Origin of the sequence: Inquilinus limosus DSM 16000 (assembly GCF_000423185.1) — a bacterium.
GTDB lineage: Bacteria > Pseudomonadota > Alphaproteobacteria > DSM-16000 > Inquilinaceae > Inquilinus > Inquilinus limosus.
Genome location: NZ_AUHM01000029.1, coordinates 1 through 26,680 on the forward strand (window position 1 = coordinate 1; position 26,680 = coordinate 26,680).

The 26,680-nt window shown below is 70.5% G+C and carries 27 protein-coding genes; 18 read left to right on the forward strand and 9 right to left on the reverse strand.

Going from position 1 to position 26,680, the window contains the following annotated elements; translation table 11 throughout:
• From G537_RS44315 to G537_RS0121795, 6 genes are all read left to right on the forward strand, one after another.
• Positions 1-228, forward strand: a 228-nt coding sequence (locus G537_RS44315; RefSeq protein ID WP_034852601.1) for a hypothetical protein, incomplete at its 5' end; no start/stop codon positions are given.
• Positions 229-434: 206 nt separating this feature from the next.
• Positions 435-1,427: a BMP family protein gene (locus tag G537_RS0121775; protein WP_026871920.1), complete on the forward strand. Its 993-nt coding sequence runs from the start codon at positions 435-437 to the stop codon at positions 1,425-1,427.
• A complete protein-coding gene (locus tag G537_RS0121780; protein WP_051248831.1) occupies positions 1,424-2,986 on the forward strand; it encodes an ABC transporter ATP-binding protein in 1,563 nt (520 codons plus the stop codon). The genes G537_RS0121775 and G537_RS0121780 overlap by 4 nt, the downstream gene beginning before the upstream one ends.
• Positions 2,976-4,025, forward strand: a complete 1,050-nt coding sequence (locus G537_RS0121785) for an ABC transporter permease (protein ID WP_026871922.1) — start codon at positions 2,976-2,978, stop codon at positions 4,023-4,025. Before G537_RS0121780 ends, G537_RS0121785 begins: the two co-directional genes overlap by 11 nt.
• Before the next feature lie 187 nt (positions 4,026-4,212).
• Positions 4,213-5,157, forward strand: a complete 945-nt coding sequence (locus G537_RS0121790) for an ABC transporter permease (RefSeq protein WP_026871923.1) — start codon at positions 4,213-4,215, stop codon at positions 5,155-5,157.
• A 65-nt stretch (positions 5,158-5,222) separates the two neighbouring features.
• On the forward strand, positions 5,223-5,924 hold the full coding sequence (locus G537_RS0121795) for a hypothetical protein (RefSeq protein WP_026871924.1): 702 nt from the start codon (positions 5,223-5,225) through the stop codon (positions 5,922-5,924).
• An 8-nt stretch (positions 5,925-5,932) separates the two neighbouring features.
• Here G537_RS0121795 and G537_RS0121800 read toward each other — a convergent pair whose 3' ends face one another.
• Positions 5,933-7,702 (reverse strand): acyl-CoA dehydrogenase, encoded by a 1,770-nt coding sequence (locus tag G537_RS0121800; RefSeq protein ID WP_026871925.1) that lies wholly within the window; start codon positions 7,700-7,702, stop codon positions 5,933-5,935.
• Positions 7,699-8,607 (reverse strand): dienelactone hydrolase family protein, encoded by a 909-nt coding sequence (locus G537_RS42260; protein ID WP_051248833.1) that lies wholly within the window; start codon positions 8,605-8,607, stop codon positions 7,699-7,701. Before G537_RS42260 ends, G537_RS0121800 begins: the two co-directional genes overlap by 4 nt.
• Before the next feature lie 119 nt (positions 8,608-8,726).
• Between G537_RS42260 and G537_RS39215 the strand changes: the two genes are divergently transcribed.
• Together G537_RS39215 and G537_RS42265 are read left to right on the forward strand one after the other, a co-directional pair.
• Positions 8,727-9,941: an OpgC family protein gene (locus G537_RS39215; RefSeq protein WP_081688966.1), complete on the forward strand. Its 1,215-nt coding sequence runs from the start codon at positions 8,727-8,729 to the stop codon at positions 9,939-9,941.
• A gap of 324 nt (positions 9,942-10,265) precedes the next feature.
• Positions 10,266-10,550: a hypothetical protein gene (locus G537_RS42265; protein ID WP_026871926.1), complete on the forward strand. Its 285-nt coding sequence runs from the start codon at positions 10,266-10,268 to the stop codon at positions 10,548-10,550.
• Between the two features lie 39 nt (positions 10,551-10,589).
• On the opposite strand, the gene G537_RS0121820 is transcribed toward G537_RS42265, so the two are convergent.
• The 4 genes from G537_RS0121820 to G537_RS0121830 all read right to left on the reverse strand — a co-directional run bounded on the left by G537_RS0121820 (position 10,590) and on the right by G537_RS0121830 (position 13,772).
• The gene (locus tag G537_RS0121820) at positions 10,590-11,297 is read right to left on the reverse strand and encodes a DUF899 family protein (protein WP_026871927.1); all 708 of its coding nucleotides are present in this window, start codon (positions 11,295-11,297) and stop codon (positions 10,590-10,592) included.
• An 85-nt stretch (positions 11,298-11,382) separates the two neighbouring features.
• Complete coding sequence (locus G537_RS45565; RefSeq protein WP_342665223.1) at positions 11,383-11,592, reverse strand: FAD-linked oxidase C-terminal domain-containing protein; 210 nt, start codon at positions 11,590-11,592, stop codon at positions 11,383-11,385.
• Entirely contained in the window at positions 11,555-12,793 is a 1,239-nt protein-coding gene (locus G537_RS39220) for an FAD-binding oxidoreductase (RefSeq protein ID WP_342665224.1), read from the reverse strand. Before G537_RS39220 ends, G537_RS45565 begins: the two co-directional genes overlap by 38 nt.
• A 10-nt stretch (positions 12,794-12,803) precedes the next feature.
• Complete coding sequence (locus G537_RS0121830) at positions 12,804-13,772, reverse strand: L-threonylcarbamoyladenylate synthase (RefSeq protein ID WP_026871928.1); 969 nt, start codon at positions 13,770-13,772, stop codon at positions 12,804-12,806.
• A gap of 129 nt (positions 13,773-13,901) precedes the next feature.
• Between G537_RS0121830 and parA the strand changes: the two genes are divergently transcribed.
• Positions 13,902-14,516, forward strand: coding sequence for a ParA family partition ATPase (gene parA / locus G537_RS0121835; protein ID WP_026871929.1), 615 nt, complete (start codon positions 13,902-13,904; stop codon positions 14,514-14,516).
• 13 nt (positions 14,517-14,529) lie between these two features.
• On the opposite strand, the gene G537_RS0121840 is transcribed toward parA, so the two are convergent.
• Positions 14,530-15,039, reverse strand: a complete 510-nt coding sequence (locus G537_RS0121840; protein ID WP_211230464.1) for a DUF2199 domain-containing protein — start codon at positions 15,037-15,039, stop codon at positions 14,530-14,532.
• A gap of 134 nt (positions 15,040-15,173) precedes the next feature.
• Between G537_RS0121840 and hisN the strand changes: the two genes are divergently transcribed.
• The 5 genes from hisN to G537_RS0121860 all read left to right on the forward strand — a co-directional run bounded on the left by hisN (position 15,174) and on the right by G537_RS0121860 (position 19,042).
• Complete coding sequence (gene hisN, locus G537_RS0121845; protein ID WP_026871931.1) at positions 15,174-15,947, forward strand: histidinol-phosphatase; 774 nt, start codon at positions 15,174-15,176, stop codon at positions 15,945-15,947.
• Positions 15,947-16,147, forward strand: coding sequence for a nucleoside 2-deoxyribosyltransferase domain-containing protein (locus tag G537_RS39225; protein ID WP_051248837.1), 201 nt, complete (start codon positions 15,947-15,949; stop codon positions 16,145-16,147). The genes hisN and G537_RS39225 overlap by 1 nt, the downstream gene beginning before the upstream one ends.
• Positions 16,148-16,162: 15 nt before the next feature.
• The gene (locus G537_RS42270; protein ID WP_051248839.1) at positions 16,163-16,396 is read left to right on the forward strand and encodes a hypothetical protein; all 234 of its coding nucleotides are present in this window, start codon (positions 16,163-16,165) and stop codon (positions 16,394-16,396) included.
• Between the two features lie 266 nt (positions 16,397-16,662).
• The gene (locus tag G537_RS0121855) at positions 16,663-17,868 is read left to right on the forward strand and encodes an NAD-dependent formate dehydrogenase (protein ID WP_026871932.1); all 1,206 of its coding nucleotides are present in this window, start codon (positions 16,663-16,665) and stop codon (positions 17,866-17,868) included.
• Positions 17,869-17,938: 70 nt separating this feature from the next.
• Positions 17,939-19,042 (forward strand): cis-3-hydroxy-L-proline dehydratase, encoded by a 1,104-nt coding sequence (locus G537_RS0121860; protein ID WP_026871933.1) that lies wholly within the window; start codon positions 17,939-17,941, stop codon positions 19,040-19,042.
• 9 nt (positions 19,043-19,051) lie between these two features.
• Here G537_RS0121860 and G537_RS44500 read toward each other — a convergent pair whose 3' ends face one another.
• Both G537_RS44500 and G537_RS0121870 read right to left on the reverse strand, forming a co-directional pair.
• On the reverse strand, positions 19,052-19,204 hold the full coding sequence (locus G537_RS44500; protein ID WP_169516738.1) for a hypothetical protein: 153 nt from the start codon (positions 19,202-19,204) through the stop codon (positions 19,052-19,054).
• A gap of 256 nt (positions 19,205-19,460) precedes the next feature.
• Positions 19,461-19,976: a SixA phosphatase family protein gene (locus G537_RS0121870; RefSeq protein WP_026871934.1), complete on the reverse strand. Its 516-nt coding sequence runs from the start codon at positions 19,974-19,976 to the stop codon at positions 19,461-19,463.
• Between the two features lie 110 nt (positions 19,977-20,086).
• On the opposite strand from G537_RS0121870, the gene G537_RS0121875 reads away from it, so the two are divergent.
• The 4 genes from G537_RS0121875 (at position 20,087) to G537_RS0121890 (ending at position 26,631) form a co-directional block, all read left to right on the forward strand.
• Entirely contained in the window at positions 20,087-21,601 is a 1,515-nt protein-coding gene (locus G537_RS0121875) for a helicase HerA-like domain-containing protein (RefSeq protein WP_026871935.1), read from the forward strand.
• Positions 21,602-21,796: 195 nt separating this feature from the next.
• Positions 21,797-22,714, forward strand: coding sequence for a polyphosphate kinase 2 (gene ppk2, locus G537_RS0121880; protein ID WP_026871936.1), 918 nt, complete (start codon positions 21,797-21,799; stop codon positions 22,712-22,714).
• Between the two features lie 198 nt (positions 22,715-22,912).
• Positions 22,913-25,108 carry an RNA degradosome polyphosphate kinase gene (locus tag G537_RS0121885; protein WP_081688974.1) on the forward strand — a complete coding sequence of 732 codons (2,196 nt, stop codon included), beginning with the start codon at positions 22,913-22,915 and terminating at the stop codon, positions 25,106-25,108.
• A gap of 14 nt (positions 25,109-25,122) precedes the next feature.
• Positions 25,123-26,631, forward strand: coding sequence for a Ppx/GppA family phosphatase (locus G537_RS0121890; RefSeq protein WP_051248841.1), 1,509 nt, complete (start codon positions 25,123-25,125; stop codon positions 26,629-26,631).
• Positions 26,632-26,680: the final 49 nt, after the last annotated feature.

A 26,680-nucleotide genomic window follows, 5' to 3' on the forward strand; every position in this document is an offset into this window, starting at 1 on the left:
GAGTTCGTGCGGGAGGTCTGCCGCTGGCTCGGCCGCCGGCTGGACCCGAGCCGGCTGCCGCCGGGCTGGGACGATGTCCTCGGGGCCAACGACACTACCGGCTCGGCCGGTGAGGGCACGGATGCCGGCGTCGTGGCTGCCGACGCCGGGGACGGCTGGTCCGAGCAGCCGGATGCGCCCGGCGATGGCCGCTCGCCGTCCATGCCCGCGAAGCCGGACAGCAGTTGAGCGCCGCGGCTCACGTCACCGCCCGTCGTTCCATCCGCATTCGTAGCCTTCCACACTCCCCCTCCCCTTGCGGAAGGGGGGTAGGGGAGGGGGCTGCGCGCGTTCGCGCGCGAATGGCGGTGCCGGTCTCGCTCTCCGGCCTGTTGCGCCGCGCGCCGCTTTCTGCACATTTGACCGGCGAGCCAAATCACAAGAAGGGGGCATTCATGCTGGGACGTTGGAGTCGCCGGGCGCTGCTCGGCGCGGCGGCGGCGATGCTGGGCGCGGCGGCGCTGCCGCAGGCCCAGGCTGCGGAGAAGCTGCCGGTCGCGGCGATCTACACCGTGCCGGTCGAGCAGCAATGGGTCAGCCGCATCCACAAGGCGCTGAAGGCGGCGCAGGAGCGGGGCGAGATCGACTACGTCTATTCCGAGAACGTCGCCAACACCGACTACGAACGCGTCATGCGCGAATACGCCGAGGGCGGCAAGAAGCTGATCATCGGCGAGGCCTTCGGGGTCGAGCGCGGCGCCCGGGCGGTGGCCAAGGACTATCCCGAGACCGCCTTCCTGATGGGCTCCAGCCTGCCGCCGGCCGAGCCGAACTTCTCGGTCTTCGACAACTACATCCAGGACGCCTCCTACCTCACCGGCATGGTTGCCGGGCTGAAGACGAAGTCGAACAAGATCGGCATGGTCGGCGGCTACCCGATCCCGGAGGTCAACCGGCTGATGCACGCCTTCATGGCCGGGGCGCTGGAGGTCAACCCGCAGGTCAAGTTCTCGATCACCTTCATCGGCTCCTGGTACGATCCGCCCAAGGCCAAGGAGGCGGCCTTCGCCATGATCGACGCCGGCGCCGACGTGCTCTACGCCGAGCGCTACGGCGTCTCCGACGCGGCCAAGGAGCGCAAGGTGCTGGCCATCGGCAACGTCATCGACACCCAGTCGGAGTATCCCGGCACGGTGGTCGCGAGCGCGCTCTGGCACATGGAGCCGACGATCGATCGCGCCCTCAAGGCGGTCGCGGATGGCAGCTTCAAGGCCGAGGATTACGGCCCCTACAGCGCCATGAAGGCGGGCGGCTCCTCGCTCGCCCCGCTCGATCCCAAGCTGGTCGACCAGTCGATCATCGACCGGGTGGCGGCGCGGCAGAAGGAAATCGAGAGCGGCGCCTTCACGGTCAAGGTCGACGACAGCGAGCCCAAGCCGACGCTGTGACGCCCGGCTCTGATTCGTTCGATGCCGCGCCGGTCCTGCGCCTGCGCGGCATCACCAAGCGCTTCGGCGGCCTCCTCGCCAATGACGGGATCGACCTCGATCTCGCCCGCGGCGAGGTGCTGGCGCTGCTCGGCGAGAACGGCGCCGGCAAGACCACGCTGATGAACATCCTGTTCGGCCACTATGTGGCCGATGCCGGGACGGTCGAGGTGGCGGGACCGGGCGGCAGCGCGCCGGCCCCGCTGCGTCCGGGCTCGCCGCAGGCGGCGCTCGCCGCCGGCATCGGCATGGTGCACCAGCACTTCGCCCTGGCCGACAATCTCAGCGTCTTCGACAACATCGTGCTCGGCTCGCAGCCGCTGTGGCGGCCCGCCCTGCGCCGTCGTGAGGCGCGGGCGAAGCTGGCGGCGCTGATCGAGGCCTCGGGCCTCGCCGTGCCGCTCGACGCGATGGTGTCCGGCCTCTCGGTCGGCGAGCGGCAGCGGGTCGAGATCCTGAAGGCGCTCTACCGCGACGCCCGGATCCTCATTCTCGACGAGCCGACGGCGGTGCTGACGCCGCAGGAGGCCGAGGGGCTGTTCGCCATCCTGCGCCGGCTGGCGGGGCAGGGGCTGGCCATCGTCTTCATCTCGCACAAGCTGGCCGAGGTGCTGGCGATCAGCCGCCGCGTCGTGGTGCTGCGCGCCGGCCGGGTGGCGGCGGAGATGGCGACGGCCGGGGTCGACCGCGCCGCTTTGGCCGAAGCCATGGTCGGCCGACCGATCCCGGAGACGCGCAAACGCCCGGCCGCGCCCGGCGCCCCGGTGCTGGCGCTGGACGGCGTGACGCTGCGCGGCCCCGACGGCCGGCCGAGGCTCGACGGCGTGTCGCTCGAGCTGCGCGGAGGCGAGGTGCTGGGCATCGCCGGCGTCTCCGGCAACGGCCAGGCGGCGCTGGCCGGGCTGGTGTCGGGCCTGGCCGCGCCGGACGCCGGCCGGGTTGCGCTGTTCGACGGCCCCGCACCGGTCGGGTCGCCCGCGGCGATGGTCGCGGCCGGGGTCGGCCGCATCCCGGAGGACCGCCATCGCGACGGCGTCGTCGGCGACATGGCGGTGTGGGAGAACCTGGCGCTGGAGGACTATCGCGGACCGGAGGCGCAGCGCTGGGGGCTGCTGCGCCGCACCGCGCTGCGCGACCGGGCGCGGCGGCTGATCGGCGCCTATGACGTGCGCTGCCCGGGGCCGGAGGCGCGCACCCGGCTGCTCTCCGGCGGCAACATGCAGAAGCTGATCCTCGGCCGGGTGCTGGAACGATCGCCGGGCCTGGTCCTGGCCAGCCAGCCGACCCGCGGCCTCGACATCGGCGCGGTGGCGGAGATTCACGGCCGGCTGCTGGCGGCGCGCGACCGCGGCGCCGGGGTGCTGCTGATCTCGGAGGATCTCGACGAATTGTTCGCCCTGTCCGACCGCATCGCCGTGATCTATCGCGGCCGCCTCACCCCGCCCTGGCCGGCGGAGCAGCTGACCGTTCGAGCGCTCGGCCTGATGATGGCGGGGCAGGAGCCGTCGCATGCGGCTTGAACCCCGCGAGCGCACTTCGCCGGCGCTGATGCTCGGCGCCTCTGTCGGTGCCGCGGCGCTGGCGCTGCTGCTCTGCGCCGTCCCGCTGCTCTGGGCCGGGGCGCCGGTGCTGCAGGCCTATGGCGTGATGGCCCAGGGCGCCTTCGGCTCCCGCTTCGCCGTCGCCGAGACCCTGTCCCGCGCCACGCCGCTGGTGCTGACCGGCCTCGCCGCCACTGTCGCCTTCCGGGCGAAGCTGTGGAACATCGGGGCGGAAGGGCAGCTCTATCTCGGCGCCCTGGCGGCGACGGCGCTCGGCTCCGGCGCGCTCGATCTTCCGGGCTGGGCGCTGCTGCCGCTGATCCTCGCCGCCGGCGCGCTGGCCGGGGCCTTCTGGATGCTGGGCCCGACCGTCCTCAAGACCCGGCTCGGCGTCGACGAGGTGGTAACGACGCTGCTGCTCAACTTCGTCGTGCTGCTCTTCGTCTCGATGATGCTGGAAGGGCCGATGAAGGACCCGATGGGCATGGGTTGGCCGCAATCGGCGCCGATCCTCGACGCCGCGGCCCTGCCGAAGCTGGTGCCGCGCACCCGCATCCACGCCGGGCTCCTGATCGCCGTCGCCGCCGCGGTCCTGGTCTGGCTGGTGACGACGCGCACGGTCTGGGGCTTCGAGATGCGGGCCACCGGCGCCAACCCGGCGGCGGCGCGCTTCGCCGGCATGCCGGTCGGCCGGGTGATGCTGCGCGTCGGGCTGATCTCCGGCGCCCTCGCCGGCCTGGCCGGGGTGGGGGAGGTGGCGGGGCTGAAGGGTTACCTGACCCAGGACCTGTCGCCGGGCTACGGCTATGCCGGCATCGTCGTCGCCATGCTGGCGCAGCTGCACGCGCTCGGCGTGCTGCTGGCGGCGTTGTTCGTGGCCGCGGTCTTCGTCGGCGCCGACAGCATGAGCCGGGCGATCGGCGTCTCCAGCTACATCGCCAACCTGGTGGTCGCCACCTCGCTGCTGACGGTGCTGCTCTCCGGCATCGTCCTGCGCTACCGGGTGAGGTGGCGATGACGTGTCTTTCCAGCTCCGGCACCTCCTCTTTTCAGTCCCCCCTCCCCCTGCGGGAGGGGGGTAGGGGGAGGGGGTTGTCGATCGAAGGATTCGGGCCTGCCTCGTCCGTCACCATTTGCGGCGCGAACCCCCTCCCCCTCGCCCCCTCCCGCGAGGGGAGGGGGGACAAGAAAGGGATGTGCCGGCGATGAGCGAGATCCTCGACATCCTCCTCGCCGCCAGCTTCTGGGCGGCGGCGCTCAGGATCGCCACGCCGTTGGTCTTCGGCACGCTCGGCGAGCTGATCTGCGAGCGCGCCGGGGTGCTGAACCTCGGCATCGAGGGCATCTTCACCGCCGGCGCCATGGCCGGCTGGATGTGGGTCTATCAGGGCGGCGACCTGTGGACCGGGGTGCTGTTCGCCGCCGGGGTCGGCGCCGCCTTTGGCCTGCTGCACGCGCTCCTCACCGTGCCGCTCGGCCTGTCGCAGCACGTCACCGGCATCGGCGTCACGCTGCTTGCCACCAGCCTGTCCTACTTCACCTACCGCATGGTGCTGCCGAACGTCTCGACCCCGCCGCGGATCGAGCCGTTCCAGCCGCTGGCGCTGCCCGGCCTCTCCGACCTGCCCTGGATCGGGCCGGTGCTGTTCCAGCAGACGCCGCTGACCTATCTGGCGCTGGCCGCCGTCGCGGTCGCCGCCTGGGTCCTCTCCCGCACCCCGCTCGGCCTCGCCCTGCGCGCGGTCGGCGAGAACCCGGCGGCGGCCGAGGCGCAGGGCATCGACGTGGTGGCGATCCGGCTCGGCGCGGTGATGGCCGGGTCGGCGCTGATGGCGGTCGGCGGCGCCTTCCTGACCATGTCGGCCTTCAACGCCTTCTTCTTCGAAATGGTGGCCGGGCGCGGCTGGGTCTGCATCGCGCTGGTGGTCTTCGCCTCCTGGCGCCCGGGCAAGGCGCTGCTCGGCGCCCTGCTGTTCGGCGCCTTCGACGCCTTCCAGGTGCGGCTGCAGCAGCTCGCCGGCGGCGTGGTGCCGTATCAGGTCTTCCTGATGCTGCCCTATCTGCTCAGCATCCTCGCTTTGGTCGCGATGTCGCGCCGCGCGGCCGTGCCCAAGGCGCTGATGGTGCCATACCGGAAGGGGGAGCGTTAGACTGCGGTCCCCGTCCGTGCTAGGGAGGGACAGTTGCGACCCGGTCGCAAAGCGGGAGTATGGGAATGAGCGAAGCGCTGCGCCTCTATGTCGGTTACGATTCGCGCGAGGACATCGCGTGGCAGGTCTGCCGCCATTCGGTGCTGAAGCACGCTTCGAAGCCGGTCGAGGTGACGCCGCTGAAGCTGCCGGAGCTGCGGGCGCAGGGGATCTACACCCGGCCGGTCGACACGCTGGGGTCGACCGAGTTCACCTTCAGCCGCTTCCTGGTGCCGGCCCTGGCCGGGTACCGGGGCTGGGCGGTGTTCTGCGACTGCGACTTCCTGTGGTTCGGCGACATCGCCGACCTGTTCGCCCAGGGGCAGGACCGCTACGCGGTGATGGTCGTGCAGCACGACTATCAGCCGAAGGAGACGGTCAAGATGGACGGCAAGCCGCAGGCCGCCTATCCGCGCAAGAACTGGTCCAGCCTGATGCTGTTCAACTGCGGCCATCCGGCGAACGCGGCGCTGACGCCGGAGGTGGTGAACCGCGAGACCGGCGCCTTCCTGCACCGCTTCCAGTGGCTGGCGGACGACCAGATCGGCTCGCTCGACACCGGCTGGAACTGGCTCGAGGGCTGGTACCCGAAGCCGGAGAAGGGCTATCCCCAGGCGGTGCACTACACCCGCGGCGGCCCCTGGTTCGAGAACTACCAGGACGTCGACTACGCCCAGGAATGGCGCGACGCCGCCGCCGAGGTGCAGCGGCTGGGCATCCACGCCTGAGCGGCGGCTCAGGCCGCTCCTTCCACCACGCTCCGCCAGCCCTCGGTGATCGGCAGCAGCAGCGCCGCGGCCTGGGGCAGGAACTGCTCGGCGTAGAAGCGGGCGTGGGCCGGCTTGGCCGCGCGGAGCTCGGGGTCGCTGTCGTCCGCGAGGGCGGCCAGCGCGCCCCGGGCCATCAGCCAGCCGCCGGCCACCAGGCCGAACATGCGCAGATAGTGCACGGAGCTGGCCGCGACGGCGGCCGGGTTGTCCGGAGCGGTCTCGACCACCCAGTCGGTCGCCGCCATCAGCGCCGCCAGGCTCTCCACCAGCCGGTCGCGGATCGCCGCCGCCGCGGGATGCGAGGCTTCGGCCAGGTCGGCCTGGGTCCGCGCCATCTCCTCGAACAGCTGCCGGGCGGCGACGCCGCCGTCGCGCGCCACCTTGCGGAACGCCAGGTCGTTGGCCTGGATGCCGTTGGTGCCCTCGTAGATCGGCGTGATCCGGGCGTCGCGCAGGAACTGGGCGGCGCCGGTCTCCTCGATATAGCCCATGCCGCCATGCACCTGGATGCCGGTCGAGGCGACCTCGCAGCCGACATCGGTGCTCCAGCCCTTCACCACCGGCGTCAGCAGGTCGACCCGGGCCTGGGCCTTCGCGCGCTCGATCGGGTCGGGATGGCCGCGGGCGAGGTCCAGCGCGGCGCCGGCGCTGTAGGTCAGGGCCCGCGCCGCCTCGGTCAGGCAGCGCATCGACAGCAGCATGCGGCGGACGTCGGGATGGGCCGCGATCGGTGCCGAGCCTTCAGACCCGATTGGCTTGCCCTGGATGCGGGTGGCGGCATAGGCCTCGGCCGCCTGGGTGGCGCGCTCGGCGATCGCCACGCCCTGCAGGCCGACGGTCAGCCGGGCGTTGTTCATCATCGTGAACATGTACTCGATGCCGCGGTTCTCCTGCCCAATCAGGAAGCCGGTGGCGCCGCCGCCGTCGCCATAGGCCATGACGCAGGTCGGGCTGGCATGGATGCCCAGCTTGTGCTCCAGGCTGACGCAGCGGACGTCGTTGCGCTCGCCCGGGTTGCCCTCGGCGTCGGGCAGCAGCTTCGGCACCAAGAACAGGCTGATGCCCTTGATCCCGGCCGGCGCGTCCGGGGTGCGGGCGAGCACGAGATGGACGATGTTCTCGGCCATGTCATGGTCGCCATAGGTGATGAAGATCTTCTGGCCGGTGATCCGGTAGGCGCCGTCCGGCTGCCGCTCGGCCCGGGTGCGCACCGCGCCGACGTCGGAGCCGGCCTGCGGCTCAGTCAGGTTCATCGTGCCGGTCCAGACGCCCGCGACCAGCTTCGGCAGGTAGATCCGCTTCTGCTCGTCCGAGCCGTGCGCCTGCAGCGCTTCGACCGCGCCCCGGTTCAGCACCGGGCACAGGCCGAAGGCCAGGCTGGCCGACTGCCACATCTCCGACACCGCCATCGCCACCGCCCAGGGCAGGTCCTGGCCGCCCCATTCCGCCTCGAAGGGCAGGGCGTTCCAGCCGCCGTCGCGGTACTGCGCATAGGCCTCGCGGAAGCCGGGGGCGGTGCGCACCACGCCGTTCTCCAGCCGCGCGCCCTCGCGGTCGCCGACGGCGTTCAAGGGGGCGATCACCTCGGCCGCCAGTCTGCCGGCCTCCTCCAGCACCGCCTCGACCAGCTCCGGCGTCGTCTCCCCCTTGCCGGGGAGGGCGGCGATGCGGTCCAGCCCGACCAGATGCCGCAGGACGAAGCGCATGTCGGACAGCGGCGCGGCATAGGCGGTCATCGGGCGGCTCCCTGTTGGTTTCCGTTTACGTAAAGGGGAGATTTCACCGAACCGGGAACGGAATCAAGCCCCAGCCGCCGGTCGAGGAAGCTCAGGGTCCGGAGCTCGGCGTCGTCCACGGCCGTCCAGCTCGGGCTCAGCGCCGGCGGATCGGCGACCGGCTGTTCCCGATCCAGCATCGCCGTGGTCGGGGCTGCGAAGTCGAAGTTGTGCTTCATGCCGGGATAGACGATCAGGCTGACCGCGGCGCCCTTGGACAGCCAGGTGTCGAACAGCGTGTCGCAGGCCGCGGCCGGGGTCACGGTGTCGGCCGACCCGATCAGGACCAGCAGCGGGGTGTCGCCGACCGGCTGGGTGTCGGTCATGTACTGGTCGCAGCGCGGATACAGCGCCACCGCGGCGGCGAAATGCGGCGCGGTCTTGGCGATCAGCGCCTGCCGCATCGTCGCCGCGGCGGCGACGGCAGTGGTCGCGCCCTGGGACCAGCCGAGAACGGCGATCTGCTTGGGATTGATTTCCTTGCGCGTCTGCAGGTATTCCAGGGCTCCGACCGCGTCCTTGACGCGCAGCTCGACCGGGATCGTCGACAGGCCGACCGAGACGATCTCGCGATAGCCGCGCGGGGTGTAGCTGTCGACCAGGAACATGGCATAGCCGCTGGCGGCCAGCCGGGTCGCCCAGCGGTCATGCGCCGGGGCGTGGCCGCCGGACCCGTGCAGCCCGACCACGGCCGGGAAGGGACCCGTTCCCCGGGGCAGGAACAGGCGTCCGGTGATCACCTCGCCGGACAGGCTCTTGAACATGATGGTCTCGGCCGGCGCGGTGCCCTGGGCATGGGCGGCCCGGATCAGGGCCGGCGCGGCGGTCAGGAACAGGATGATGATGATGATGCACAGGCGAAGCATGGCCAATCCGCTCTCCGCCCGGCAGTGTTCCACGACTCGGATTTCTTGGGAACCTCGCTTGGAATGAAGCGTTCCCCAATAGCGTCGCCTCGTCGGGCCGATGCAGTCGGAGTGATGAAATGACCGCACAGACGCCGGCACGGGATATTCGGATCGATTTCTTCCGTGGTCTCGCGCTGATCATAATATTCATCAACCATACGCCCGGGAACATTGTCGGAATGTTCACGCCGCGGGTGTATGGGTTGAGCGATGCGGCGGAAATTTTCATCTTCCTCGCCGGCCTGTCCTCGGCGATGGCCTTCGGCCGCAGCTTCGACCGCGCCGGCTTCCTGGCCGGATTCGGCCGCGTGGCCCAGCGCGTCTGGCAGCTCTACCGCGCCCATATCGGCCTGTTCATCGCCATCTGCGGCATCATCGTCGGGGCGAACAGCATCTTCGCCGAGCCGAACTACATCTCGCGGCTGGGCATCGACCGGTTCTTCGACAGCCCGGGCAGGTCGCTGTTCGAGCTGCTGTCGCTGCACTACGTGCCGCATTACTTCGACATCCTGCCGCTCTACATGCTGCTGCTGGCGGCGATCCCGGCGATGGTGCTGCTGTCGCGGATCTCGCCGGTGCTGGTGGTGATCGGCTCGGCCGTGCTCTATGTCGGCGCGGTGGCCGGCGGCTGGAATCTCACGGCCGACAGCACCGACGGCCGCGGCTGGTTCTTCAACCCCTTCGCCTGGCAGGTGCTGTTCGTCGCCGGCTATGGCTACGGCGCCGGCTGGTTCGAGGTGCCGCGGGCGACGCGCGGCCGGATCACCGCGGCGCTGATCTATCTCGTCTTCTGCGCGGCGCTGGCGCTGTCGCTGGTGCGGCTGGACGGCGGCCTGTTCGCCGGGATGCGCGACATCCTCGAGCCGCTGGCACGCAAGACCGATATCGGCCCGCTGCGCCTGCTGCACTTCTTCGCCCTGGCCTATGTCGTGGTGTCGCTGCTGCGCGCCGCGCCGGGCCTGATCACCCCGCGGGGGGCGGAGCCGATGGCCCTGATGGGCCGGCACTCGCTGTCGGTGTTCCTGCTCGGCATGGCCCTGTCCTTCATCGGCGGCATCGTCCTCGACCAGGCGGGCACCGGGATCCTGCCGCATCTCGCGGTCAATCTCGGCGGCATCGCTCTGCTCTGGCTCTGGGCCCGCGGCGCCGCCTGGTTCAACGGCCAGCCCTGGAAGCGCCGCGCCGCCGCGCCGCGGCCGGTCACGGCCCACCGAATCCGTCCAGCCCGGATCGCGCCGATGCCGGCCCCGGCCATGGCCCGGCTGCGCCTGGCCCCGCGGCGGGCGCTGTAGCCGATCACCGCCGCCCGAACCGGATCGGCCGGATTCGCCGCCAGCGAATCCGGCCGATGTCTTTCCGAATACTGTCCGTTCGTTCCGCCCAGTCGATCGACGGAATGATCCGCCTCGTCCGTGTATTGGATCGGAAGGGGCCTGGGATATGACAAGTTATCCGGCGGCCCTGTGGGTAGTTCCAAGGTTCGCCGTGAAGTTGCCATGGAATTGCCTTAATTGGAAAACGGCGTGCCGACTGGAACGGAAGCCGGTCGGCTGGAGACGAGTATGGTTGCCGGTTCGTTGAGGTCTCGCATCTCGCGGGTTGGTGTTGTCGGGGTCTTGGCTGTCCTGGCGGCCTGCGGGCCGACCCCGGGCGAGATGCAGCTGAACTACGCCTCGCAGCAATGCTCCTACGGCGATCCCTATGCCTGCGATTCCCTCGGCCCGCTGTCCTACCAGGCCCAGGCCGAGCGGCAGCAGCAGGACACCAACACCGCCCTGGCGGCCGGCCTGCTGGCGGTCGGCGGCATCGCCCTGGGCGCGGCCCTGGCCGATGACGACGACGGCTACCGTCACCACCGTCACTACCGCCGCGGCGGCTGGGGACGTCGCGGCCACTGGTGAGGCGGGCGCGGCCGGGGCGACCGCGCCCGGCCGCTTCTCTCAGTCGTAGCTCAGCTGCGGATACCAGTCCGTGCCCCGGCCCTCCGGCGTGCAGTCCAGCACCATCCACAGCGGCGCCGGGTCGGGGGCGCCGCGCGGATCCTGGCCGGGATCGGCGGTGCTGCCGGTCATCTCGCCCGCCCAGAAGTGGCGGATGGTGCCGTCGCGGCGGGTGAACACGTTCAGGGCCGGGATGTCCGACCCGTCGGGCGCGACGCCGAAATAGTCCCGCGAATAGGCGCCGTCGACATCGCTGTACAGGCGCAGGTCCCGCCAGCCGCGCTCGCGCTTCCACGCGGCCAGCCGGGCATAGGGCGAGCGGGCGACCACGGCCAGCGAGACGCGCTGGCCGATATCGGCGGCATTGCCCTCCCAGGCGCCCAGCAGGTTGGTGCACATCGGGCAGGGGCGCTCGCGCTGCGGCCCGAACATGTAGCTGTAGATCACCAGCGTCTGCTTGTCGCCGAACAGCCCCGCGAGGTCGGTGGGGCCCTCGGCGCCCTCGAAGCGGTAGCCGCCGGTCACCGGCCCGCCCGGCGGCAGGGCGCGGCGCTGGGCGGCCACACGCTCGATATGCCGCCGCAGCTCGATCTCCTCGGCCAGCAGGGCGGTGCGGGCGGCGCGGTACTCGGCGCTCTCATTGGGGATCCGGACGGGATTGGCGCGGGCCAGCTCGGCCGCGGGAATCAGGGTGTTGCTCTCGGCCATCGGACGGTCCTCCTCATGGGTCGACGCAACTGGTCGACGGCGCGGTGCCGGATTCGACAGCGGAGCGAATTCTAGCCCATGACGGCTACGGCAGGACCACCTTGCCCGGATTCATGATCCCGGCCGGATCGATCGCCCGCTTGATCCGGCGCATCAGGTCGATCTCGACCGGCGATTTCCGTTCCGCGATCTCGTCGCGCTTCAGCAGGCCGACGCCGTGCTCGGCGCTGATCGACCCGCCCATGGCGGCGACGATGTCATGCACCCGGTGGGCGATCTCCTCCCAGCGGGCCATGAAGGCATCGCGGTCGGCGCTCGGGCTGGTTCAGGTTGAAATGGATGTTGCCGTCGCCGAGATGGCCGAAGGGCACCACCCGCACGCCCGGGATCGCCGCCTCGACCGCCGCCGTCGCCCGCTCCAGGAACTCCGGCACCTTCGCCACCGGCACGGCGATGTCGTGCTTGATCGCCCCGCCCTCGAAGCGCTGGCCCTCGACGATCGCTTCGCGCAAATGCCAGAAGGCCTTGCGCTGCGCCTCGCTCGACGCGATCGCGGCGTCGGCCACCAGCCCGGCTTCGAAGCCGCCGGCCAGAATCATCTCCAGCTGCTCCGCCAGCGGCGCGTCGGCGGCGGGGGACGACAGCTCCAGCAGCACGTACCAGGGGTGGCGCTCGCTCAGCGGATCGACGGTGCCGGCGACATGGCGCAGGGCGAAGTCGACGGCCAGGCGCGGCATCAGCTCGACCCCGGTGACCGATCCGCCGGCCTCGGCGCGGGCGCGGCCGAACAGGGCGACGGCGGCGGCCGGATCCGGCACCGCGACCAGCGCCGCGGCGACGCTGCGCGGCCGCGGGAACAGCTTCAGCACCGCGGCGGTGATCACGCCCAGCGTGCCTTCGGCGCCGATGAACAGCTGCTTCAGGTCGTAGCCGGTGTTGTCCTTGCGCAGAGCCCGCAGCCCGTCCCAGACCCGGCCGTCGGGCAGCACCACCTCGAGGCCCAGCACCAGGTCGCGGGTGTTGCCGTAGCGCAGCACCGCGGTGCCGCCGGCATTGGTCGACAGGTTGCCGCCGATGCGGCAGCTGCCCTCGGCGCCCAGGCTCAGCGGGAACAGCCGGTCCGCCGCTTCGGCCGCCGTCTGCACCTGGGCCAGGATCACCCCGGCCTCGACCGTGATGTGGTCGCCCTCGGCGTCGACCTCGCGGATCCGGGTCAGCCGGTCGGTGGACAGCAGGACCTGGCCGGCCTCGGCGACGGCGCCGCCGCACAGGCCGGTGTTGCCGCCCTGCGGCACGATGCCGATGCCGCGCTCGGCGCACAGCTTGACCACCGCCGCCACCTCGGCTGTCGACGCCGGCCGCACCACGATGCCGGCCGTGCCTCGGTACTTGCCGCGCCATTCCTTCAGATAGGGCTCCAGATCCGCTTCGCTGCGCAGCACGCCCTGCGGGCCGGTGACGGCGATCAGGGCGTCGAGCAGCGCGGCGTCGGTCATCGTTTGCTCCCTATGGGCGGGGCGCCGCGGCGCGGCGCAGCCGGTCGTTGATGGCGGCGCCCAGGCCGGTCTCGGGGATCGGCGCCACGGCGATGGTGCCGGCGCCGGTCTTGTCCAGCGCCCGCAGCATGGCGAACAGGTTGGCGGCCGCCTCGGCCAGATTGCCCTTCTCGCTGAGGTTCATCACCTTCGGGCCGCTGCGCAGGTCGGGGCCGAAGGTCAGCAGCACCTCGTCCGGGCCGATGGGACCGGCGTTCAACCGAACCTGCGCTCGCGGCGCGTAGTGGCTGGCCAGCTGGCCGGGCGAGGCCGGCCGGTCCGGGTCCCACTCCGGCACGGCGACGGGGCCCAGCAGCGCGGTCAGCTCCTCGATCGTCACCCCGCCGGGGCGCAGCAGCATCGGCCGCTCGCCGGTCAAGTCCAGCACCGTCGATTCCAGGCCGACGGCGCAGCGCCCGCCGGCCACCACCAGCGACACCCGGCCGGACAGCCCGTCAAGCACGTGCTGCGGCGTGGTCGGGCTGACGGCGCCGGAGACATTGGCGCTGGGTGCCGCCACCGGCCGGCCGACGGCGGCCAGCAGGCGCCGCGCCGCCGGATGCGCCGGCACCCGGATCGCCAGGCTGTCGAGCCCGGCCGAGGCCAGCAGCGACACCGGGCAGCTCTCGCGCCGCGGCAGCACCAGGGTCAGCGGCCCGGGCCACAGCGTCTCGGCGACGCGGCGGGCACGCTCGTCGAACAGCACCAGATCCTCGGCCTGCTCGGCCTCGGCCAGGTGGCAGATCAGCGGGTTGAAGCTGGGGCGCCGCTTGGCCTCGAAGATCGCGGCCACGGCGCGGTCGTTGGTGGCGTCGCCGCCCAGGCCGTAGACCGTCTCGGTCGGGAAGGCGACCAGCTTGCCCTCGCGCAGCAGCGCCGCGGCGCGGGCGATGCCGGCCGGGCCGTCGTCGACGATCTCGGTCTTGAGGGAACTGTCCATGTCCGCTCTATAGCCCGATCCGGCGCCGCGGCGCCATGCGCTCAGGGGGAAGCCGCCATCCCCGGACCGGACATCTCATGTTGCGCTGCAGCAAAAGCCGCGCGACACTCCCGCAAAACGGAGGGGCGCATGGCCGGCCGGACCATCACCGTGGCGCAGCAGAAGGGCGGGGCGGGGAAGACCACGCTGGTGGCGCATCTCGCCGCCGCCTTCGTCCGCTCGGGCCTCACGGTCGCCACCATCGACATCGACCCGCAGGGCAGCCTCAGCCGCTGGGTCGAGGCGCGCGGCGACGATCCCGGCTTCACCCATCTGCGCATCACCGGCTGGCGAGTGCCGGCGGAGGTCGACCGCGCCCGGGCCAAGCACGACCTGGTGCTGATCGACAGCCCGCCGCATGCCGCCTCGGACGCGCGCATCGCGGTGCGGGCGGCGCAGCTGGTCCTGGTGCCGATCCAGCCCAGCCCGATGGACCTGTGGGCGACGCAGCCGACCCTGGATTTGGCGGCGGAGGAGAAGGTGCCGGCCCGGATCGTGCTGAACCGGGTGCCGTCCCGCTCCAAGGTCGCGGATGCGCTGGAGCTCGAGATCGGACGGCTCGGCATCCCGGTGCTGCCGGCCCGGATCGGCAACCGCACCGGCTTCGCCGCCGCGATGCTGGCCGGCCGCACCCTGGTCGAGACCGCGCCGGCCACCAAGGGGGCGGAGGAGATCGCGGCCCTGGCCGCGGCGCTGCGCGAGTAGCCGGTCGACCTGCTCAATGCCGCGGCAGATGGGCCTCGGCGATCTCGACGACCCGCTCGATGGTGATGCCCTGCCGCTGATCGACTGCGAGCGGATGGTCGGTCGGCTCCAGCTCGATGAACGGCCGGATCGGCGGCGGCCGCAAATGCAGCATCGTCTTCAGGTTCACGATCTCGGGATAGGTCTTCAGCGTTGCGGACAGCCAGCCGAAACGCGGCGCATGCCGGGCCCGGTCAGGCGCCTCCCAGGTCTCGAAGATCAGCGCCATACTCTCTTCCGACACCGACACCCAGACCCCCCAGGAGAACGGCTCGTCATGGCCGATGACGGGGATGTCGAGGCAGCCGCGGACATAGAAGGCCCGGTCGTCGATCGTGCACATGTCCTCGCTCAACAGCACCCGCGCCTCCCGCTCGGTTTCCGGGATGGCGTAGTAGTGCAGCGGCGCGGACGCCGAGAAGGCCAGCGGCAGTTCCTCATGCTGCCGGTCACAGCATGAGCAGGTCCAGGTGTACCGCAACATCCGGCGCATCCCCTCGGTCGAACCGGGCCAGAATAGCAGGAGAGGGCGTGGCATGGCCCGCCTCGCTGAAGGCTTGCCCCTGCTTCCGTTTCCGGCGAGGCTGCGGCCTCCGCCCGCAGCCCCGAGTCCGCGCCATGACCGCCGATCCCTTCGTCGCCTTCGCCGAAAGCCTCGCCGATGCCGCCCGCCCGGCGGCGCTGCGCTGGTTCCGCACCGGCCTCGCGGTCGAGGACAAGCCCGACGCCTCGCCGGTGACGCTGGCCGACCGCTCGGTCGAGCGGCAGATGCGGCAGATGATCGCCGACCGCTATCCCGAGCACGGCATCCTCGGCGAGGAGCACGGCCGCGAAGGCCTCGACCGCGATCTGGTCTGGGTGCTCGACCCGATCGACGGCACCCGCGCCTTCATCGCCGGCATCCCGCTGTTCGGCACGCTGATCGCCCTGACCCGGGGCGGGCGGCCTCTGGTCGGGGTGATCGAGATGCCGGCGCTGGGCGAACGCTTCGTCGGCCATGCCGGCCACCCGACCCTGGCCAACGGCAAGCCCTGCCACACCCGCGACTGCGGTGGGCTGGGGAACGCCATCCTCTCCACCACCGCGCCGGAGATGTTCACGGGTGTCTCCGCCGCGGTGTTCGAGCGGCTGGCCGGCGCGGTCAAGTATCGCCGCTACGGCTGCGACTGTTACGCCTATGCCCTGATCGCGCTCGGCTGCATCGACGTGGTGATCGAGCGCGGCCTGCAGCCCTACGACTTCATGGCCCTGGTGCCGGTGATCGAGGGCGCGGGCGGCGTCATCACCGACTGGCAGGGCAAGCCGCTCGGGATCGACTCCTCGGGCGATGTCCTGGCCGCCGCCACGCCGGCGCTGCACCGGGCGGCGCTGGAGCGGATCGGGGCCGGCTGATGCCGCGGCTGTATTTCGCCGGGCCGCTGTTCTCGGCCGCCGAGCTCGCCTTCAACGCGGCGCTGGCGGAGAAGATCGAGGCGCTCGGCTTCACCGTCTTCCTGCCGCAGCGCGACGGAGTCGAGAGCAGCCGCGAGCCCTGGGTGGCGATGTCGCCGGACGAGCGGCGCCGGGCCATCTTCGAGCTCGACCGCGACTAGGTCTTCGCCTGCGACGTGCTGCTGTTCGTGCTCGACGGGCGGGTGCCGGACGAGGGCGCGGCGCTGGAGCTCGGCATGGCCTACGCCCATCGCCAGCTGGCGAAGCCGGGGCGCCGGCTGGTCGGGCTGCACACCGATTCCCGCGCCGCCTTTCTCGGCGCCCGGCTGAACCCGATGCTGGCGGTGCCGCTCGATGCCGTGTTCGACGACGAGGCGGCGCTGCTGGCCTATCTCGCCGGCATCCGCTGACCGGCGCGGCCGCTGGACGGCTTCGTCCGCGGCTCACCCTGGCGGTCCCGATCAATAGACAACGTCGATCATTCGATCGGAAGTATCGATTTGAATATGGTGCTTCGCTGGCCGCATCGTGGCCGCGTGTCACGGTCCGATCCGGACCGGGCCGCTAGACCCTGTGCGAGACCAGACGGGCTCAGCCCGCCACGATCGCGTCAGACCGGCATGGCGAACCTGCCATGGCGGCGGATCGGGCCAGCTCTTCTCCCAGGGAGACTGGAATGGCCAAGATCGTTTGCGTTCTCTACGACGACCCGGTGACGGGCTATCCGACCTCCTACGCCCGCGACGACCTGCCGAAGCTCGAGCGCTACCCCGGCGGCCAGACACTGCCGACGCCGAAGGCGATCGACTTCGTCCCCGGCACGCTCCTGGGCAGCGTCTCGGGCGAGCTCGGCCTACGCCGCTGGCTCGAATCCCTCGGCCACACCCTGGTGGTCACCTCGGACAAGGATGGCGCCGACTCCCGGCTGGACCGGGAACTGCCGGACGCCGACATCGTGATCTCCCAGCCCTTCTGGCCGGCCTATCTGACGGCGGAGCGCATCGCCAAGGCGCCCAAGCTGAAGCTGGCCCTGACCGCCGGCATCGGCTCCGACCATGTCGACCTGCAGGCGGCGATCGACCGCGGCCTCACCGTGGCCGAGGTCACCTACTGCAACTCGATCAGCGTGGCCGAGCATGTGGTGATGATGATCCTCGGGCTGGTGCGCAACTACATCCCCTCCTACCAGTGGGTGGTGAAGGGCGGCTGGAACATCGCCGACTGTGCCGCCCGGTCCTACGACCTCGAAGGCATGCATGTGGGCACGGTGGCCGCCGGCCGCATCGGCCTCGCCGTGCTGCGCCGCCTGAAGCCCTTCGACGTGCATCTGCACTACACCGAACGGCACCGCCTGCCGGAGGCGGTGGAGCAGGAACTGAACCTGACCTGGCATCCGACGGCGGAGGACATGGTCGGGGTCTGCGACGTGGTCACCATCAACGCGCCGCTGCACCCGGAGACCGACAACCTGTTCAACGCCGCGCTGATCTCCAAGATGAAGCGCGGCGCCTATCTCGTGAACACCGCGCGTGGCAAGATCTGCGATCGTGATGCCGTCGCAGCGGCGCTGGAGAGCGGTCAGCTCGCCGGCTATGCCGGCGATGTCTGGTTCCCGCAGCCGCCTCCGGTCGACCATCCCTGGCGGACCATGCCGCATCATGGCATGACGCCGCACATCTCCGGCACCTCGCTGTCGGCCCAGGCGCGCTACGCCGCCGGCGTGCGCGAGATCCTGGAATGCTGGTTCGAGGGCCGGCCGATCCGCGAGGAGTACCTGATCGTCGACGGCGGCAAGCTGGCCGGCGCCGGTGCCCATTCCTATAGCGCCGGCAACGCCACCGGCGGCTCGGGCGAGGCCGCCCGGTTCAAGAAGTCCGTCTGAGGTTGAACCCGATTTGACAGCCCCGGGCAGGGCGGGCGAAGGTTTCGCGCCGCCACCGCGGGAGAGCTCGATGCGCATCACCCGGATCGCCGTCCATCAGGTCGATCTGCCGCTGCACGAGGGCAGCTACAGATGGTCTGGCGGCAATGCCGTCACCGTGTTCGACAGCACCCTGGTGCGGATCGACACCGATGCCGGCCTGACCGGCTGGGGCGAGGTCTGCCCGCTCGGCCCCGCCTATCTGCCGGCCTATGCCGAAGGCGCCCGCACCGGGCTGCGCGAGCTGGCGCCGGGGCTGATCGGGCTCGACCCGCGGCAGCTCGGCGTCCTCGACCGCCATCTCGACCGGGCGATGCGCGGCCACCCCTACGTCAAGTCGGCGATTGACGTCGCCTGCTGGGACATCCTGGGCAAGGCCGCCGGCCTGCCGGTCTGCGAGCTGCTGGGCGGCCGCTATGGCGACGACTTCGCCCTTTACCGCGCCATCAGCCAGGAGAGCCCGGAGGCGATGGCCGCGCGGGTCGCGGAGTACCGCGCCCAGGGCTACACCAAGTTCCAGCTCAAGGTCGGCGGCGACCCGGACACCGACATCGCCCGGATCCGCGCCGTCGCGGCGAAGCTGCAGCCGGGCGACGTGCTGATCGCCGACGCCAACACCGGCTGGCTGATGCATCAGGCGGCGCGGGTGGTCGACGCCGTGCGCGATGTCGACGTGTACATCGAGCAGCCCTGCCGCAGCTACGAGGAGTGCCTGACGATCCGGCGCCGCACCGCCCGGCCCTTCGTGCTCGACGAGGTGATCGACGGCCTGCCGGCGGTGCTGCGCGGCGCCGCCGACGGCGCCATGGACGTGATCAACCTGAAGATCTCCAAGGTCGGCGGGCTGACCAAGGCGCGCCAGATCCGCGACCTCTGCGCCGCGCTCGGCATCGCCATGACCATCGAGGACACATGGGGCGGCGACGTCGCCACCGCGGCGATCGCCCATCTCGCCCATTCGACGCCGCCGGAGCTGCTGTTCTCGGCGACCGACTTCAACTCCTACGTCACCGTCTCGACCGCGCCCGACGCGCCGCGCCGCAAGCAGGGCCGGATGGCCGCCGGCACCGCGCCGGGCCTGGGCGTGACCCCGGACCCGGCGGTGATCGGCGACCCGGTCCTCCTTGTGGAGTAGGGGCCTTGGTTACCAGTAGTGATAGTACGGGTGATACACCACGGCCGGGCGGGCGTAGTAGACCGGGTGCGGAGCGGCCGGGTAGACGACGCAGCCGGCCAGCGCCGAGGCGGCGATCAGGGCCGCTCCGGTCTTGAGCAGGCGAGCTGGGAGACGCGACATGGCGAACATCCTCTGCTGACGGCCCGCGCCCGATCGGGTGCGGCGCCAATTCCACGCTGCAGAGATTTCGTCTCGTCTCCAGTATCTGTCATCTTACGATATGTTCATTCGAAGGAAAATCTCGGGAAACGGCAGTCTGTATCGCGTAGAAACTGATCAAAATGAATAATCTGCAAAGCGGGAACAATTTTGGTCTTCGATTGTTTTGGCGGTCTCTGCAAGTCGTTTGCTGCCGATCCGAAGGAAGTTGAAGCGTTCAGCCCTTGACCGTCTTCGGCGTCTCGAAGGCCCGTAGTCGGCCGCCATCGCCGGCCTCGGCCCAGCGCTCGATGGGCAGCTCGATCACCACCAGGGCGGCGGTCGGAACCTTTTCCGCCAGCCGGGCCAGCGCCTGCTTGTCGCCCGACGTTGCCAGCCGGCGGGCCAGCTGCTCCAGATCGGGGTTGTGGCCGACCACCATCACCGCCCCGGCATCGTCCGGCGCCTGGCGCAGCCGGGCCAGCACCCCGGTGCCGCCGACCAGGTAGAGGCCGCGGTTGAAGCGGGTCTCGGGCGCGGCGCCCAGCGCCTCCAGGGCCAGCGCCAGAGTCTGCCGGGCGCGGGCGGCGGTGGAGCACAGGATCAGATCGGGTGCCGGGCCGTGCGCCTTCAGCCAGGCGCCCATCCGGGGCGCGGCGTCGCGGCCGCGCGGCGCCAGCGGCCGGTCGTGGTCGGCCAGGGTCGGGTCGGACCAGTCGGACTTGGCGTGCCGCAGCAGGATCAGGGTCTTCATCGCACCTCCTCGCCGGCTCACCCTGCGCGACCTCTGGCGCGGCGTCCAGACGCAAGGCACCATGCGCATGATGTGCCCGTTATGCCGGGCCGCGGGCCGAGGAGACAGGAATGACGGACGGACTCTACTTCGCCAAGGGCCAGCGCGAGCACCGGCTGCTGCTCGGCCTCGGCAACCGCCACGGGCTGATCGCCGGCGCCACCGGCACCGGCAAGACGGTGTCCCTGAAGGTCCTGGCCGAAGGCTTCAGCCGGGCCGGGGTGCCGGTCTTCGTCGCCGATGTGAAGGGCGACATCGCCGGCATCAGCCAGCCGGGCGAGGCCAACCCGAAGATCGAGGACCGCGCCAAGACGCTCGGCCTCGGCGAGTTGCAGTATCAGGGCTTCCCGACCGTGTTCTGGGACCTCTACGGCAAGCAGGGCACGCCGGTCCGGGCGACGGTGGCGGAGATGGGGCCGCTGCTGCTGTCGCGCCTCCTGCAGCTCAACGACACGCAGGAGGGCGTGCTCAACATCGCCTTCAAGGCGGCGGACCAGGAAGGGCTGCTGCTGCTCGACCTCAAGGACCTGCAGGCGCTGCTCACCTTCATGGCCGAGAACGCGTCGAAGTTCACCGGGGTCTACGGCAACGTCTCCAAGGCCTCGGTCGGCAGCATCCAGCGCCAGCTGCTGGTGCTGGAGCAGCAGGGGGCGGAGGCCTTCTTCGGTGAGCCGGCGCTCGACCTGACCGATCTCATCCGCACCGGCGCGGACGGGCGCGGCGTGATCAACGTGCTGGCGGCGGAGACGCTGATCCAGGCGCCCCGCCTCTACGCCACCTTCCTGCTGTGGCTGCTGTCCGAGCTGTTCGAGCGCCTGCCCGAGGTCGGCGACCCGGAGAAGCCGAAGCTGGTGTTCTTCTTCGACGAGGCGCATCTGCTGTTCGACGACGCGCCCAAGGCGCTGGTCGAGAAGGTCGAGCAGGTGGTGCGGCTGATCCGCTCCAAGGGTGTCGGCGTCTATTTCGTCACCCAGAACCCGATCGACGTGCCCGACAAGGTGCTGGCCCAGCTCGGCAACCGGGCGCAGCACGCGCTGCGCGCCTTCACACCGCGCGACCAGAAGGCGCTGAAGGCCAGCGCCGACACCTTCCGCACCGAAGGCGGGCTCGACGTCGCCCGCGCGCTGCAGGAGCTGGCGGTGGGCGAGGCCCTGGTCTCCTTCCTCGATCCCAAGGGCATCCCGGAGGTGGTGGAGCGGGCGCTGGTCTGCCCGCCGGTCTCCCGCCTCGGCCCGATCAGCGATGCCGAGCGCAAGGCGGCGATCGCCGCCGGCGGAATGGATGCGAAATACACCACCCCGGTCGACCGCGAGTCCGCCTACGAGAAGCTGAGCGCCAAGGCGGCCGAAGCGCAGCAGGAGGCGACGGCCGCCGCCGAGGCGAAAGCCGAGGCCAAGGAAGGTCCCGGCATGGCCGAATCGATCTTCCGCGACGTGATCCGCAATGCCGGCAGCTCGATCGGCACCCAGCTCGGCCGCAGCCTGGGCCGCAGTGTCGGCGGCAGGTCTGCCAGCACGCTCGGCGGCACCATCGGCCGTGCCGTGGTGCGCGGCATCCTGGGGTCAATCTTCGGCGGCAGGCGGTAAACCGGACCTGCCCCGGTCAGGCCCCTGCCGTCATCGCGAGGCGAAGCCGACGAAGCAATCCAGGAGCCCGCTGCGGGCCGTTCAGGATTGCTTCGACCGCGGCGAGACATCGAACATGGACCTGTCACCAGCGGCCGCTGTCACCAAATTGCATAAGCTTCCGGGTACATGGGTCGGGTAGCAGGAGGCTGGCACATGACTGAGCTGAAAGACATCGAGACCCGCAGCTGGCTGGAGATCGAGCTCGAAGACGACATGGACGAGGAGCTCGAGCAGTCGATCGACGACGCCCGCGTCCCGCCCGAGCTGCGCGCTCTGCTCGAGAAGCGGCAGAAGAGCACCCTCGACCGCCACACCTATTTCAGGGAGCTGCTGCGGCTTCAGGGCGAGCTCGTGAAGCTGCAGGACTGGGTGCACCACAAGGGCCTCAAGATGGTGGTCCTGTTCGAGGGCCGCGACAGCGCCGGCAAGGGCGGCGCCATCAAGCGCATCACCCAGCGCGTCAATCCGCGCACCTGCCGGGTGGTGGCGCTGCCCGCCCCCTCCGACCGCGAGAAGACCCAGTGGTACTTCCAGCGCTACGTACCGCACCTGCCGGCGGCCGGCGAGATCGTGCTGTTCGACCGCAGCTGGTACAACCGCGCCGGCGTCGAGCGCGTCATGGGCTTCGCCAGCGAAGGCCAGGTGGAGGATTTCTTCCGCGACGTGCCGGAGTTCGAGCGCATGCTGGTGCGTTCCGGCATCATCCTCGTGAAGTACTGGTTCTCCATCACCGACGAGGAGCAGCAGCTGCGCTTCCTCATGCGCATCCACGATCCCATCAAGCAGTGGAAGCTCTCGCCCATGGACCTGCAGTCCCGGGTGCGCTGGGAGCAGTACACCAAGGCCAAGGAGGCCATGTTCGAGCGCACCAGCATTCCCGAGGCGCCCTGGCACATCGTGGAAGGCAACGACAAGAAGCGGGCACGCCTGAACTGCATTTCCCACCTGCTCTCGATGGTGCCCTACGGGGATGTGCCGCACGAGGAGATCACGCTGCCGGAGCGGATGTTCGACCCGAACTACGAGCGCCGCACGCTGCCGGCCGAGCTCTACGTGCCTCAGCGCTACTGAGGGATAAGGGCGGGGCGCGGCGACCTCGTGCCCCGGGGAGCCTCCGCGCAACTGTCCGGCGCAAGGCGACGAATTGATCGCCTCGTCATGGCGCTTCCGGTTCGGGCTTGTGTATAGTGGCGCTGAAATCGAGCTCTGTAAGGGTTTGATATTGCAGTTTTGTTACGATCAATGAAGGTTCGGAGACAGCCCGTGACCATGTTGCAGAGCACCGCCGAGGCCGCCCCCGCCGAAGCGGCGGAGGCTGTCCGCGTTCCCGCCCTGCCAGCGATTCCCGCGGATTCGCCCGACCGCTTCATCAACCGCGAGCTGTCCTGGCTGGCCTTCAACCAGAGGGTGCTGGAGGAGGCCTACAACACCCGCTATCCGCTGCTGGAGCGGCTGCGCTTCCTGTCGATCTCGGCGTCCAACCTCGACGAGTTCTACATGGTCCGCGTCGCCGGGCTGAAGGCACAGGTGGCGCTGGGCGTCGTCTCGCCGAGCCAGGACGGGCTCAGCCCGGCGCAGCAGCTCGGCGAGATCACCGCCCGGGTGCAGGAGCTGATGCGTGACCAGCAGCATTGCTGGCGGGCCCTGAGCGAGGAGCTGCGCGCCGCCGGCCTCGCCGTGGTCGGGCCGGACGAGCTGACCAAGTCCGAGAGGGCCTGGCTCGAGGACCGGTTCCTCAGCGAGATGTTTCCGGTGCTGACGCCGCTCGCCATCGATCCGGCCCATCCCTTCCCCTTCATCCCCAATCTCGGCCTCTGCCTGGCCCTGACCCTGGTCAACACCGGGGAGGAGACGCAGGACGAGATGGACGCGATCGTGCCGCTGCCGCCGCAGCTCGACCGCTTCATCCGCCTGCCGGGGGCGGTGCCGATCCGCTTCGTCCTGATCGAGGAGGTGGTCAAGCTGTTCCTCGACCGCCTCTTCCCCGGCTACACGCTGCAGGCCAGCGGCATGTTCCGGGTGATCCGCGACAGCGAGATGGAGATCGATGAGGAGGCGGAGGACCTGGTCAAGACCTTCGAGAGCGCGCTGAAGCGCCGGCGCAAGGGCATCGTCATCCGCCTCGCCGTCTCCGCCGACGTGCCGGAATCGCTGCGCCGCTTCGTCTGCGAGAAGCTGAAGGTGAAGGAGGACGACGTCTTCGCCATGGACCGGCTGCTCGGCCTCAGCGACACGAGGAAGCTGATCGTCGACGAGCGGCCGGAGCTGCTGTTCTCGCCCTACAACGCCCGGTTCCCGGAGCGGGTGCGGGATTTCGGCGGTGACAGCTTCGCCTCGATTCGGGCCAAGGACATCGTCGTCCACCACCCCTATGAGAGCTTCGACATCGTCGTGCAGTTCCTGCGCCAGGCGGCGCGCGACCCCGACGTCGTGGCGATCAAGCAGACGCTGTACCGCACCTCGAAGGACTCGCCGATCGTCCAGGCGCTGGTCGAGGCGGCGGAGGCCGGCAAGTCGGTCACCGCGATGGTCGAGCTGAAGGCCCGCTTCGACGAGGAGGCCAACATCCGCTGGGCCCGCGACCTGGAACGGGCGGGCGCCCAGGTGGTCTACGGCATCATCCACCTGAAGACCCACGCCAAGGTCTCCATGGTGGTGCGGCGCGAGCAGGGCGGCCTGCGCACCTACACCCATTTCGGGACCGGCAACTACCACCCGATCACCGCCAAGATCTACACCGATCTCAGCTTCTTCACCTGCGATCCGGTGCTCGGCCGCGACGCGGCGGCGGTCTTCAACTACATGACCGGTTACGCCAAGCCGGCGAAGCTGGAGAAGCTGTCGATCGCACCCCTGTTCCTGCGCAGCCGGATCATGGAGCTGATCGAGGCCGAGATCGACAACGCCAAGGCCGGCAAGCCGGCGCAGATCTGGGTCAAGCTGAACGCCCTGGTCGACGCCACCATCATCGACAAGCTCTACCAGGCCTCCCAGGCCGGGGTGGAGATCGACCTGGTGATCCGCGGCATCTGCTGCCTGCGGCCCGGCGTGCCGGGCCTGTCCGAGAACATCCGGGTGCATTCGATCGTCGGCCGGTTCCTCGAGCACGCCCGCATCCTGTGCTTCGCCAACGGCCAGAAACTGCCGTCGCGCCAGGCCAAGGTGTTCCTGTCCTCGGCCGACTGGATGCCACGCAATCTCGACGGTCGGATCGAGAGCCTGGTGCCGCTCGAGAACGCCACCGTCCGCCAGCAGGTGATGGAGCAGATCATGCTGGCGAATCTGAAGGATGAATCGAACACCTGGATGCTCGCCCCCGATGGCCGCTATCATCGGATCGACGCGCCGGAGGACGCCTTCAGCGCGCACATGTACTTCATGACCAACCCCAGCCTGTCCGGCCGGGGCAGCGCGCTGAGGGATGCGAAACGGGCCCCGCGCCGTCTGGTCAAGCCCGCGGAATGAGGATCTGAGAGCAGGTGTTCCGTATCGGACCGATCGTGCCGTCCCGGCCGGGGCGGGTGGGCGTCATCGACATCGGCTCGAACTCGATCCGCCTCGTCGTCTATGACCGGGTGACCCGGTCGCCGGTCCCGGTCTTCAACGAGAAGGTGATGTGCGGCCTCGGCCGGGGCCTGGGCCAAGCCGGCCGCCTGTCTCCGGAGGGCGTGGTCCAGGCGCTGGACAACCTGGCCCGCTTCACCCGGCTGCTGGAAGGCATGGGGGTCGACCGGGTCGACGTGCTGGCCACGGCGGCGGTGCGCGAGGCCGAGGACGGCGCCGATTTCGTCGCCGAGGTCGAGCGTCGCTGCGGCCTGCCGGTCACCGTGATCAGCGGGGTGGAGGAGGCACGGCTGTCGGCCCTCGGGGTCGTCTCCGGCATCCGCGGCGTCGACGGCGTGATGGGCGATCTCGGCGGCGGCTCGCTCGAGCTGGTCGGGCTGGACCGCGGTGAGATCCGCGAGCAGGTGACGCTGCCGCTCGGCCCGTTCCGGCTGATGGACGAGACCGGTGCGCGCAAGGAGGCGCGCAGCGTCGTGCTCGACACGCTCGGCCAGCAGGACTGGCTGCCGGCCTATGCCGGGCGCAGCTTCTACCCGGTCGGCGGCGCCTGGCGCGCCATCGCCAAGCTGTTCATGGAGCGGGTGAACCATCCGCTGCACATCATCCACCAGTACACGGTGCCGACCGGCATCCTCGCCGATTTCGTCGGGCTGGTGGCGAAGCAGAGCAAGGGGGCGCTGTCCGGCGCCTCGATCTCCCGCCGCCGCATCGAGATGCTGCCGATGGCGGCGCTGGTGCTGGAAGGCGTGCTGAAGACGCTGAAGCCGGCGCGGGTGGTGTTCTCCGCCCTCGGCCTGCGCGAGGGCCATCTGTTCGACCTGCTGTCGCCGGAGGACCAGGCGCGCGACCCGCTGATCTTCGCCGCGGCCGAGCTGGCGCACCGGCTCGACCGCTTCGGCCATGCCGAGGTGGTGGCGGAATGGACCCGGTCGGTGTTCCCGGACGAGACCCCGGACGACGCCCGGCTGCGCCAGGCCGCCAGCCTGCTCTCCGACATCGGCTGGTTCGAGCATCCCGACTACCGGGCCGAGCACGCCTGGCTCCGGGTGCTGCGCATGCCGGTCGCCGGGCTGGACCACGCCGAGCGGGTGTTCCTGGCGGCCGCGGTCTATGTCCGCTACGGCGGCACCTTGGGCGATGCGCTGACCGGACCGGTGCTGGAGCTGCTGAGCGAGGAGATGCGCAGCCGCGCGCTGCTGCTCGGCCAGGCCCTGCGCCTGGCCCACACCCTGACCGGCGGCGCCACCTCGCTGCTCGAGCGCACCAGCCTCTCGGTCTCGGGCGAATCGGTGGTGCTGACCCTGCCGGCGGACGAGGAGGCGCTGACCGGCCTCGCCGTCGACCGCCGCCTCGATGCCGTGGCCAAGGCGCTGGGCAAGCCCGGCCGCGTCGTGATCGAGGAATCCCGGCGGGCGGCGGGGTAGGGCGCACGGCGCGTAATGACGTTGACAGTACGATCGGCTATGATGGCCC